General features: G+C 61.8%; 7 protein-coding genes. 6 read left to right on the top strand and 1 reads right to left on the bottom strand.

Annotation, left to right across the window (positions count from 1 at the left end; genetic code table 11):
• Nucleotides 1-14: 14 nt before the first annotated feature.
• Nucleotides 15-1,073, top strand: a complete 1,059-nt coding sequence (locus tag NKH33_RS00795) for an ABC transporter ATP-binding protein (protein WP_352470623.1) — start codon at nt 15-17, stop codon at nt 1,071-1,073.
• 137 nt (nt 1,074-1,210) lie between these two features.
• Here the strand turns inward: NKH33_RS00795 and NKH33_RS00790 are convergent, their stop codons facing one another.
• A complete protein-coding gene (locus tag NKH33_RS00790) occupies nt 1,211-1,492 on the bottom strand; it encodes a hypothetical protein (RefSeq protein ID WP_352540093.1) in 282 nt (93 codons plus the stop codon).
• A 420-nt stretch (nt 1,493-1,912) separates the two neighbouring features.
• Between NKH33_RS00790 and NKH33_RS00785 the strand changes: the two genes are divergently transcribed.
• The 5 genes from NKH33_RS00785 (at nt 1,913) to NKH33_RS00765 (ending at nt 11,966) form a co-directional block, all read left to right on the top strand.
• Nucleotides 1,913-3,007, top strand: a complete 1,095-nt coding sequence (locus NKH33_RS00785; RefSeq protein ID WP_502906723.1) for an HlyD family secretion protein — start codon at nt 1,913-1,915, stop codon at nt 3,005-3,007.
• Nucleotides 3,004-4,584, top strand: a complete 1,581-nt coding sequence (locus NKH33_RS00780) for an MFS transporter (protein ID WP_352540091.1) — start codon at nt 3,004-3,006, stop codon at nt 4,582-4,584. The genes NKH33_RS00785 and NKH33_RS00780 overlap by 4 nt, the downstream gene beginning before the upstream one ends.
• A gap of 404 nt (nt 4,585-4,988) precedes the next feature.
• Nucleotides 4,989-8,117 carry a PAS domain-containing protein gene (locus NKH33_RS00775; RefSeq protein WP_352540090.1) on the top strand — a complete coding sequence of 1,043 codons (3,129 nt, stop codon included), beginning with the start codon at nt 4,989-4,991 and terminating at the stop codon, nt 8,115-8,117.
• A 373-nt stretch (nt 8,118-8,490) separates the two neighbouring features.
• Nucleotides 8,491-11,328 (top strand): sensor histidine kinase, encoded by a 2,838-nt coding sequence (locus tag NKH33_RS00770; RefSeq protein ID WP_352540156.1) that lies wholly within the window; start codon nt 8,491-8,493, stop codon nt 11,326-11,328.
• Nucleotides 11,325-11,966 carry a response regulator transcription factor gene (locus tag NKH33_RS00765; RefSeq protein ID WP_352470618.1) on the top strand — a complete coding sequence of 214 codons (642 nt, stop codon included), beginning with the start codon at nt 11,325-11,327 and terminating at the stop codon, nt 11,964-11,966. Before NKH33_RS00770 ends, NKH33_RS00765 begins: the two co-directional genes overlap by 4 nt.
• Nucleotide 11,967: the final 1 nt, after the last annotated feature.

Raw genomic sequence — 11,967 nt, 5'->3', positions numbered from 1 at the left:
CCAGGAAAGATCCAATGGCATCGGTAACGATCAACAACGTGCAGAAGGCCTTCGGGGCCACCAAGATCATTCACGACGTCAGCGTCGACATCGCCGACGGCGAATTCGTCATCCTGGTCGGCCCGTCGGGATGCGGAAAATCGACGCTGCTGCGCATGATCGCAGGCCTTGAGACGATCTCCGGCGGGAAGATCGCCATCGGCGAACGCATGGTCAACAATCTGCGCGCGCGGGACCGGAACATCGCCATGGTGTTCCAGAATTATGCGCTCTATCCGCATATGACCGTTGCCGACAACATGGGCTTTGCCCTCAAGATCAAGAAAGCCGACCCGGCCGACACCGCTGGCCGGGTCCGGAAGGCAGCCGGCATCCTCGGCCTGGAAAAGCTGCTTGACCGCTATCCGCGCCAGCTTTCGGGCGGCCAGCGTCAGCGCGTCGCCATGGGCCGCGCGATCGTACGTGACCCGCAGGTCTTTCTGTTCGACGAGCCGCTCTCCAACCTCGACGCCAAGTTGCGCGTCCAGATGCGCGGCGAGATCAAGGCCCTGCACCAGCGGCTGGGTACCACGACGATCTATGTCACGCACGACCAGATCGAGGCCATGACGATGGCCGACAAGATCGTCGTGCTGCATGACGGCCTGGTCGAGCAGATCGGCGCGCCGCTGGACCTCTACGACCATCCGGCCAACCTCTTCGTTGCCGGTTTCATCGGCTCGCCCGCCATGAACTTCATTGCCGGCCGCATCGAGGAGGGCGTGTTCCGCAGCGCCGGCGGGTTGGTCCTGCCGTTGCCGGAAGGCGCCCAGCCCGCGGATGCCGCAGGACGCGAACTCGTCTACGGCATTCGACCGGAACATATCCGGGCGACGGGGCAAGGCGTGCCGGGTACGATCACGCTTCTCGAGGCGACAGGCTCGGAAATCTTCGCCAGGGTCGACTGCTCCGGTGAAGAAATTTCCTGCCTTTTCCGAGAAAGGCTTGCGCTCAGGCAGGGCGAAGGGGTGGGGATCGAGATCGACCGCGCATGTGCGCATCTGTTCGACGCAGCAACCGGTCGGCGCATCTGACCCAATGGTCTGGTGAATGCGTGGTCGGCCTTAGGTCGGCAACGCGAATTCATCGGCGACCTCGATGGCGCGGCCTTCGCTGGCCGATCTCTGGGCGCCGAGACCCATGACGACGGCCCACCAGCCGTCTTGCAAGGTCACTTCCACTTTGCCTTGTTCGCGCACCGCAGCGGTGAAGCGGGCGTGCTCGAAATAGTCGAACCGCTATGGTCGCCTGCCTCGAGCAGCCGGGGGTCGACGGGAATCTCCAGCAGGCGTGGTCCAGGCGGATTGCGCGGACTGACGATCAACTGGGGCACTGGCGCAGGGCCAAGCTGGGTCGGCCAGAAACGGCCTGGTCCGGGAACCAGACATTCGATCTTTCCGTCGCCGCCGACAGCGCAGAGTTGCTCCTGGTAGCGGCTGCCCTCGGCAAACATGCAGAGTTTCCAGCATGGCGCGCGCGCCGCGAGGGGCGCTCTCTGCGATCATTGCTGCCACAGGATGATCCGGAAACGCTTCAAAGTGAATTTTCTCGTGGGCGGTCTTCGGCACTACGGAGATCCGCGCCGGCATGTTCGCGCGCCTGAATCCGGCTGACTGACAATACGACCTGTGCTGAGGTTCAGTACGAACTACCGATCAGGGCAGATGGGATGTTCGTCCGCGTGATAGCGGCGAGGCGTGAAATCCGCGATCGTTCTGCAGTTCTGCTTTGCTGCAGAGCCGCAGCTCGACGGAGACGTTCTCGTGAAACTGTACTGCGCACCGTGGGTTTGCAGCCTTGCCGAACATCTCGCTCTTCGGGAGGCGGATACCTCCTTCGATAGCGAGCGCATCGACCGGGTGTCGAGGCAATCATGAGCCGAGCCCGCAAGATCGCAATCGCTATCGTCGCCCTTATGGTGATTCCAATGGCAGCTATTTGGAGCTGGCAATGGTTCACGCGGGGCCGGTTCGAGGAAACGACCGATAACGCCTATCTCCGCGGAGACATTACCAGCATCGCGCCGAAGCTCGCCGGTTACGTCGTCGAAGTCAACATAGACGACAATGCCAGTGTGTCAAAGGGTGCTGTCCTGTTTCGCATCGACGACAGCGACTACAAGGCCAAGGCCGAGCAGGCGAAAGCCAACGTCGCCGCCCGGCTGGCGGAAATCGCCAACATCAAGGCGACCCGTGAACTGCAGGACGCATTGATCGCGCAGGCTGAGGCGCAGAAGCAATCTGCCGCAGCCGACCTGCAATTCGCCCGCGCCAACCTGAACCGCTACGTCACGCTGCAGAAGAACGGGACCGCAAGCGATCAGAAGCTGCAGGATGCGCAGGCCGGCCATGACAAGGCAAAGGCATCGCTGGACGGTGCAGAGGCCAATCTGCTGGCTCAAAAATTGAAGCTCGGTGTCCTGGATGCACAGTTGTCCGGTGCGCAGGCAGCCCTGTCCCAGGCACAGGCAGCGCTCGACCTGGCAATGCTCGACCTGGCCAACACCGTCGTGAGGGCCCCGGTCGGCGGCATCGTCGGTAATCGCCAGATCCGTGTCGGCCGCTATGTCACCCCAGGGACAGCAGCCTTGGACATCGTTCCGGTTAACGATGTCTGGATCGTTGCCAACTTCAAGGAAACACAGCTGAAGCAGGTTGAGATCGGCCAACGGGTTCGCGTCATGGTTGATGAATATCCAGATCTGCAAATCGACGGCCTTGTCGACAGCTTCGCTCCCGGTAGCGGCGCGGCATTCAGCCTGCTGCCGCCGGACAACGCCACCGGAAACTTCATCCGCGTCGTCCAACGTGTGCCGGTCAAGATCAGGATGACGCGCAATCCGTTGCCCGGCCGCCTGGTTCCGGGACTCTCGGCTCGTGTTGCCATCACCGTCGGCACCAGGGATGCTCCGGCTGTAGCGCAGGAAATGCAGACAGGCGGGATTGCGGACGGGCGCTCAGCACAATGATGCACCTCGCCGAAACGGCGGCTGTGCAGCGCCATCCCGGTACATTGCGCGCTTGCTTGATAGCAACCGGCGTCGTGCTGGCCGCCTTCATGGACGCGGTCGCATCCACTGCACTGTCCATCGGCCGGATCGACATGCTCGGCGACACCTACGCAACGTTGGACGAACTGGCGATGATCGACGTTGTTTTCATCGCGGCCAAGCTGACGGCGTTCCTTGTCGCTCCGCTACTTGTGACGGCAGCCAGGCCGACCGCCTGCCTGCGCGCGGCGGTTGTCGCCCTTCTGCTGGCATCCGCGGCCTTGACGTTGTCAGTGGACCTCACCTGGATTTGCATCTGCCGCATTGTCCAAGGGCTGGCTGGCGGCACAGTTCTCGTCGCCGGCCAGACACTGCTGTTCTTTCGGTTCCCGCACCGGCATCAGCCGGTCGTTCAGGCGGTTTTTGCCGTAGGCGCCGTCATGGCTCCGACGACCGTCACGCCAGCCCTGCAGGGCTGGCTTGTCGACCATCTGACCTGGGAGTGGATATTCCTGAGCATCATTCCGCTCGGCATCGTCTCCCTTGTCCTGTTGGCGGCGGACGGCGATCGGACCTTTTGGCGGAAAACCAGGTTTCCTGCCGTCAGGATATTGTTGCTCGGCATCAGCGCCGCGCTTTTGACCTACGTCCTGCTGCAAGGCAGCAGGTTCAACTGGTTCGACGACACCGACATCACCTTCCTTGCCGCAACCGGTATGACGGCTGCCGGCCTCCTGGCCGTCTGGGAGACCCGCTTTCGTTCAGAAGGCTCACTGCTGGCCATCTCGCCCCTTGGCAATCCGGACTTTCGCTTTGGCCTTCTCGTCAGCTTCGTCGCCGGCTCTGCCCTTTCAGGCAGCGCCTATCTTATTCCGGCTTTTGCCCTCAACGTGCTCGATTTTACCGCGACGGGCGCAGGAGTGCTTCTGCTGCCCAGCGGAGCCATGCTCGCGCTTGGACTTCTGTTGTCCGGCTTCGTCATCCAAAGGACCGGGATGCGCCCGATCACGCTTGCGCCATTTGGCATTCTGCTCTTCGCAGGTGCCATGTGGCTGCTGTCCGCTTCGACGAGCGGTAGCGGATCACCGGACCTGACCCTTGCTCTGCTGCTGCGAGGATTCGGCCTCGGCCTTCTGTTCGTGGCACTGACGCTGGTTACGCTGCAGGGCCTTGCCGCCAATGCGTTGCCGTTTGGCATCGGGCTGTTCAACTTCGGCAAGCAGGTGGGCGGTCTGACCGGCACAGCCCTCTTGCAAACGTATATTGATCACCAGAATGTCCACAACCGGACGATACTGGCGTCCCACCTCGTCAATGGCGATCCAGCCGTAGACCAGCGCTTGAGAGCAACTGCGAACGCTCTGGCGAACAGTGTCGACAGCACTGCGGCGACAAAGACCGCCCTGCCGCTGCTGCAGCGCGCGCTTGAGAAGCAGGTCGCCACGATCTCGTTCGACGAAGCTTTCTTCGCGCTCGTCCTGCTGTTCGCGGTCGCTGCGCCCTGTCTCATTGTCGCCAAACAATTGCTCGGCCGCCAAGCCGCTCCGCAGAACTAAAACCGCGTCCACGCCCTATACTTTGGAGCAGATGTGTTGGTCGGGAGAGGCTTCCAGATTATCTCATGAGCCGTGTTAACCGGACGAGACAGGGATGACGAATGCAGAGGTTTTTCCGGTTTCACTCTGCAGCCGACGAAGAGGCAGCCGAGCGTCTTACCTGTCCGGCTCGTATTCCCAGTGGTAGGTGTTGATGCATCGATCCGCGTCGCTCCTCGCGCGAGGCCATCGTTAGGGCCCCCGTAGCGGCGATAACTCCGCGCAATGCATGGATTTCCATGAGATGCAGCCGAGGCATGGCGGAACTAGATTTAGGCGGTGAGTTCGCCTGTCCAGATATTGAAAACAAGTGCTATATCAAGCGCTGACCGTCCCCAGGCTTTTTTGTCCGACAGGAGAAGCCAATGACAGCAGCGTCCAACTCACTTGGCGAAATCGACCCCGAAGCAACGCTTGCGCTGCAAATCATTGAGAGCATGCCCGGCCACGCGTGGGCAGCCGATGCCGCCGGAAGATTCACCTATGTCAGCCCAAACACCCTGGCGTTCCTCGGCAACACGCATGAGGGTCTCAACACTTCCGAAGACAACGACGAGTTCGGCTGGCGTCGAGCCGTCCATCCCGACGATTATGATCCTGTAGCCGCCAGATGGCGGCATTGCCTCGAAACCGGCGATCCCTATGATACCGAGCATCGCCTGCGGCGCGCCGATGGCGTCTATCGCTGGTTTCGAAGCTCAGGACGACCATTTCGCGATAGCCAGGGGCGCATCGTTCAATGGTACGGCACGACAATAGACATTGAGGACCAGAAGCGGGCCGAGTCAGCATTGCGCGACCGGGAGCGGGAACTCTCGCAGCTCGTGGATATGGTCCCGAGTCATATCTGGCGGCTCGATCCCGATGGCGAGCCGATCTTCTTCAATGGGCGCATGGTCGACTTTCTCGGCCTCGATGTAGCGGATCTGGACCGACCGGGCATGAGCCGGCTGGCGGCGATGATACAGGCCGCCGTTCATCCGGACGACGCAGCAGCATTCGGCGATGCACTTCGTGGTTGCTTCGCTACCGGTGCGAGCTTCGCCATGCGCTATCGCCTGCGCCGTGCCGATGGCGTCTATCGCTGGATGTCGAGCCGGGCGGAGCCGATGCGCGATGGCGCTGGCCGCATCGTCCAGTGGTACGGCCTCTGTCACGACATAGACGATCAGATGCACGCCGAAGCGGCGTTGCGGCAGAGCGAGCAGCAACTTCAGCACATGATCGACGCCGTGCCGGTCCGCATCTGGAGTGTGATGCCGACCGGCGGGCCGGTCTACTTCAACAAGCGATACCAGGACCATTTCCGCTCCGTTATCGCGAACTTTGACGCGCTCGGCGAGCCGGGAATCGAAACGTTGCTGCACGAGGTGATTCATCCCGAAGATGCGCCCGAGGTGCAGCGCACGTTGCTGAGGTGTTTCGAAACTGGCGGCGGCTCCGCGATGCGGTTTCGCTGGCGCGAAAAAGACGGCACCTATCGCTGGGCTGAGTGCAGGGTCGAGCCGCGACGCGATGACGATGGAACGGTCGTGCAGTGGTACGGGGTTTCTCTCGACATCGACGATGAGGTGCGCGCGCAGGCGGCGTTGCGCAAAAGTGAGCGGCGCCTTCAGCAGCTGATCGACACCGTGCCCGCTTTGATCTGGAGTACGACACGGGAAGGGACGCCTTCCTACGTCAACAAACGGTTCACCGATGTAACCGGGGCCACGCTCCGCGACATCACCGCCCCGGACGGCTCGCCGTCGCTGAGCGTGATCCATCCAGACGATATCGACACCGCACGACAGGCGATCCGCCATTCATTCGCAACGGGCGTGCCTTACGTTCAGAGATATCGCCAGAGGCGGGCCGACGGCGGCTATCGCTGGACCGAGACTCGCGCCGAGCCGCTGCGCGACGAAGATGGCAGCATTCTCCAATGGTACGGCGTGAGCGTCGACATCCATGACCTGGTGACCACGCAAGCCGCGTTGCACGACCGGGAACGAGAGCTCTCGCAACTCGTCAACATGGTTCCGAGCTACCTCTGGCGGCTATCTCCCAACGGTGAGCCGACCTTTTTCAACAAGCGCCTGATAGATTTTCTCGGCCTGGACATAGCGGACGCGGAAAAGCCGGACACGAGCCTGCTGGCGGCCTTCATTGCCACCGTCGTCCATCCCGACGATGCAGCCAGCCTGAAGGAAGCACTCGACAGCTGCTTTGCCACCGGCGAGCGCTTCTTCATGAAGTATCGCCTGCGCCGTGCCGATGGCGTTTATCGTTGGATGGAGGGCCGCGCGGAGCCGCTGCGGGACCAGGGTGGACGCATCGTCCAATGGTACGGCCTTACGCACGACATCGACGATCAGCTGCGCGTCGAAGAGGCGCTGCGCGAGAGAGAACGGGCTCTCTGGCAGCTCGTTGAAACGCTGCCGGCAATGATCGATTGCGCCGCGCCGGATGGCGAACCGATATATCGCAGCCAGCAGCTCCGCGAATTCCTCGGATACAATCTTGAGGAATTGGACGAAGCGGGAAAGTCCCGGCTGGCTGGCACACTCGACGCCGGTGTTCATCCCGACGACCTGACAGGTGTCAAAGAGAGATATGCCCATTGTCTGTCCACAGGCGAGCCGTATGCGCGACGGCACCGTCTGCGGCGCTTCGATGGTGAATATCGCTGGGTCGAGACGCGCGCCGCGCCGATGCGCAACGCTGAAGGCGCCATAGTGCAGTGGAACGTTATCTGCCTCGACATCGAAAATGAGGTGCGGACACAAGAGGAGCTTCGGCTGGCACAAGAGAGACTTGCGCGTGCGAGCCAGGCGGCGAGCCTTGCCGAACTCTCCGCATCCATCGCTCATGAGGTGAACCAGCCGCTGGCCGCCATCGTCGCCAACTCCAACGCATGCCACCGTTGGCTGTCCGCCGAGCCCCCGAACGTCGAGCGCGCGAAGATCACGGCCGAGCGTATCATCCGCGATGCCAACTCGGCGGCGGATGTCGTCAGCCGCATCCGTGCCTTGTTCAGACCTTCGCTTGAAATGAGAACCAGCACGCCGATCCCCAGCGTCGTTGCCGAAGCACGTGACCTTATGGCCGAGGAAGCCATGCGGCGTCGCGTTCGCATGGACATCGACGTCGAAAGCGACCTTCCGCTGGTTGCGTTCGATCGCGTCCAGATCCAGCAGGTCCTGGTCAACCTCATTCGCAACGGCATGGAGGCGATGGACACCACGGCGGGCGACAAGGTTCTCGGAATGCGCGTGCGCCGGATAGAGGACACGATCCAGACCGAGGTCAGCGACCGAGGCCCGGGTATCGAACGTCCCAACAAGATATTCGAGCCGTTCTTTACAACGAAAGGGAACGGAATGGGCATGGGGCTCGCGATCTCCCGTTCGATCATCGAGTCTCACGGCGGACGCCTTTGGGCGGAGAATAGCGTGCCGCGTGGGGCGATATTCATCTTCACCCTCCCGGTTGAAGCGAAAGCTGCGCAATAACTGGCGGCGCTCAGTAAGCGCTTGGTTTTTCGGCTCTCGGTGAAGGGGCGCCGCCGCCCCATGCAATGCATGGATTTCCATGAGGTGCGGTTGGGGCGTGGCGGGATTAGGGTGGCGACGTGAGTCCGTCAGCCCAGTCCAGCTATCAAGAGCAAGTGCTACACGAAGCGCCGACAATCTCCAGAGTTTGTTTGTCCGTCAGGGGCACCCGATGACGATAGCGCCCAACTCACTTGGCGAGACCGATTCCAGCGCAACGCTCGCGTTAGCGCATGACTTGAACCGATCCGCGCCGGGAAATGGCCGACCTTTCGCGACGAATGAACCGGGCCTGATTCGCGGCAACATGGTCAGCGATCTTGAAAGAGGCAGGTTGTCGCGCGTCTGGTCGCACCGTCCCCAATTCCCGCATCTGGGGCTTTTTATTACGGCCTATGTCCTGGGCTGCGGCTTCGCCCAGTCGCTCGCAATCATACCTGGAACAGGGATTTCCATTTGGCCTCCGAGCGGGCTTTTCATCGCTACTCTTGTCTTCGCCTCCAGGTATAGCTGGCCGTGGTGGGTGCTGGGGGCCTGTGTGGCAGAACTGTTCAGCAACTTCTTGTGGTTCCACACTCCGCTGCCCGCAGCCTTCCTGATCTTTGCCGGCAACGCTCTTGAAGCGGTATCCGGCGCATGGCTTGTGAACCAGACCTGCAAGCGCCCAGTTCGGCTGGAAACGTTGCGGGACGTTCTCGCATTCGTCGTACTGGCCGCTGGAATTGCGCCAGTTGCAAGCGCAACGGTGGGAAGTGCGGCGCTTGCTTGGTTTGGCATACAATCGCAAACCTTTGTGACGGCTTGGCCGCTGTGGTGGATCGGAGACGCGACGGGAGTCCTGATCGTAGCGCCACTGGCGCTGGTCGTGTTCCAGAACTGGCGCGGCAAAGCGCAGCTCTCGGCAGCGCGATGGATGGAAGCTTGCGTCCTGGGGCTGATCTTTCTTGGTATCGCCGCCCTTTCCTTGAGCGGCTATCTGCCCTTCGCCTACATCATCATGCCGCCTCTTCTTTGGGCCGCGGTGCGTTTTGAGTTCAGAGGCGCCGCCGTAGCATTGACCGTCCTCGCTCTGATCACGGCGGTATTCACGATATCCGGCGCCAGCCAATTTGCCGGCGATCCCGAGTCCCAGAAGCACAACCAGATCATGCTGCAGCTTTTTCTGGCCATCTCTGCATTTTCGGCGCTCGTCGTGGCCGCCATTTCCAGGCAGCATCAGGCGGCGGTGCTCACTTTGCGCCAAAGTGTGGAGACCTTGCGGGAGCGGGAGCGAGAACTCTCGTTGCTGGTCGAAATGATCCCCGCTCACATCGCCCGCATGGCGCCCAACGGCGAACCAACCTTCTTCAGCAAGCGCACGACAGACTATATCGGCCTCAACGACATCGCGGACTGGGACGAGCCGGGCACGAGCCGCCTGGCGACCTTGGTCGCGGCAGCCGTCCATCCCGACGATGGACCCAGGATGAGAGAATGGCTCAGCCGCTCGCTCGCCACCGGCGAACCCTATCCCATAAGGTATCGCCTGCGTCGCGCGGACGGCGTGTACCGCTGGAGGGAGGGCCGCGCCGAGCCGCTGCGGAACCAGAGTGGGACGATCGTGCAATGGTACACGGCCAGCATCGACATCGACGATGAGGTGCGCGCGCAGGAGGCATTGCGCGACCGGGAGCGGGAGCTCTCACAGCTTGTCGACATGGTTCCGAGCCACGTTTGGCGCCTGACGCCGGACGGCGAGCCGACCTTTTTCAACAAGCGAATGGTCGACTTTCTCGGCCTTGACGTAACGGATTTGGACAAACAGGGCATCAGCCGGCTGGCGGCGATGATAGCGGCCATCGTCCATCCGGACGACGCAGCAGCATTCGGCGATACGCTCAGTCACTGCCTCGCCACCGGTGAGCGCTTCTCCATGAGGTATCGCTTGCGCCGCGCCGATGGCATCTATCACTGGATGTCGAGCCGGGCGGAGCCGATGCGCGATCACGCTGGCCTGATCGCGCAGTGGTACGGCCTCTGTCACGACATAGACGATCAGATGCAAGCCGAAGAGGCCCTGCGGCGGAGCGAATTGCAGCTTCAGCAGATGATCGACGCTGTGCCGGTCCGCATTTGGAGCGCGGTGCCGACCGGCGGGCCGGTCTACTTCAACAAGCGATACCAGGACCATTTCCGCGCCGTCATCGCCAATTTCGAAACACTCGGAGAGCCGCGCATCGAGGAATTGCTGCAAGAACTGGTTCATCCCGAAGATGCTCCCGAGGTGCTGCGCACGTTGCTGAGCTGTTTCGAAACAGGCGGCGGTTCCGCGATGCGGTTTCGCTGGCGCGAAACAGATGGCTATCGCTGGGCGGAGTGCAGGGTGGAGCCGCGGCGTGATGAAGACGGGGCGGTTGTGCAATGGTACGGGGTTTCCCTCGACATCGACGAAGAGGTGCGCGCCCAGGAAGCGCTGCGACAAGCCTCCGACAAACTCGCGCAAGCCACTCAGGCTGCAAGTCTCGCCGAGCTTTCCGCTTCGATCGCGCACGAGGTGAATCAGCCGCTGGCCGCGATCGTCGCCAATTCCCATGCATGCCACCGTTGGCTGTCCGCCGCCCCTCCGAACGTCGAACGCGCGAAGATTACGGCCGAGCGCATAATCCGGGACGCCAATTCGGCGGCGGACGTCGTCGGCCGCATCCGCGCGCTGTTCAAGCAATCCACCGAGACGAGGACCAATGCGACGCTCAGCAGTGTCATCACAGAGGCACGCGACCTCGTGGCCGAGGAAGCGATGCGGCGGGGCGTTCGCACCAGCGTTGATGTCGGAAGCGACAGTCCGCTAGTCGCGTTCGATCGCGTCCAAATCCAGCAGGTTCTGGTCAATCTCATCCGCAACGGCATGGAGGCGATGGACTCTGGTGCGGATGACGGAGTCATCAGCATCCGCGTGCGCCATATCGGGGATGTTGTCCAGACCGAAGTCAGAGATCGCGGCCGGGGCATCGAGTTTCCCGACCGGATATTCGAACCGTTCTTTACCACGAAAGAGCAAGGGATGGGCATGGGACTAGCGATCTGCCGTTCGATCATCGAGTCGCACAGCGGGCGTTTATGGGTCGAGAAGAACGAACCACGTGGAGCGACGTTTATCTTCACGTTGCCGATTGAAGCGAAAGCGGCGTCATGACGACGGACGGCCAAATTGTCTTCATCGTAGATGACGATGAACGCATTCGGGAGGCGCTCAGCGAGCTGCTGGCTGCACACGGCATGTGTGCCGTAGCGTTCGGATCGGCGGGCGATTATATCCGCGCTGACAAGCCGGACGTCCCTGCCTGCCTCATCCTCGATATCGAGTTGCCGGATATTAACGGCCTCGATCTGCAGCGGCAGATTGCCGAGGGCGATCATCCACCGATCGTTTTCCTGACGGGACATGGCGATATCCCGTCCTCGGTGCGTGCGATCAAGCACGGCGCCGTGGATTTCCTGACTAAGCCCTTCAGCGATGCAGACCTCATGGCCGCAATCCATGCGGCGATTGCCCAGGATCGGGTACAGCGATCGGAGCGCGCCGAGCTGGGCGTGTTGAAGCAACGTTATCTCGAGCTGACGCCGCGCGAACGTGAGGTGCTGCCGCTGGTGGTCAGCGGTCTGCTCAACAAGCAGGCGGCCGCTGAACTGGGGATCAGCGAAGTTACGCTGGAAATTCATAGAAGGAACGTCATGCAGAAGATGGTCGCGGCGTCGCTCGCCGACCTCGTTCGCATCGCCGAGCGATTGGGAATACCGATCACGCACTCGCGCCGGGCAGGGGGGAACTGAG

Source organism: Mesorhizobium sp. M1182, assembly GCF_040318335.1.
Lineage (GTDB): Bacteria > Pseudomonadota > Alphaproteobacteria > Rhizobiales > Rhizobiaceae > Mesorhizobium.
This window is presented reverse-complemented; position numbering and strand designations above follow the sequence as displayed.

Bases quoted from the DNA above. Each gene is read 5' to 3' on its own strand.
- NKH33_RS00795 (WP_352470623.1), top strand. From the start codon at position 15: ATGGCATCGGTAACGATCAACAACGTGCAGAAGGCCTTCGGGGCCACC.
- NKH33_RS00790 (WP_352540093.1), bottom strand. From the start codon at position 1,492: ATGTTTGCCGAGGGCAGCCGCTACCAGGAGCAACTCTGCGCTGTCGGC.
- NKH33_RS00785 (WP_502906723.1), top strand. From the start codon at position 1,913: ATGAGCCGAGCCCGCAAGATCGCAATCGCTATCGTCGCCCTTATGGTG.
- NKH33_RS00780 (WP_352540091.1), top strand. From the start codon at position 3,004: ATGATGCACCTCGCCGAAACGGCGGCTGTGCAGCGCCATCCCGGTACA.
- NKH33_RS00775 (WP_352540090.1), top strand. From the start codon at position 4,989: ATGACAGCAGCGTCCAACTCACTTGGCGAAATCGACCCCGAAGCAACG.
- NKH33_RS00765 (WP_352470618.1), top strand. From the start codon at position 11,325: ATGACGACGGACGGCCAAATTGTCTTCATCGTAGATGACGATGAACGC.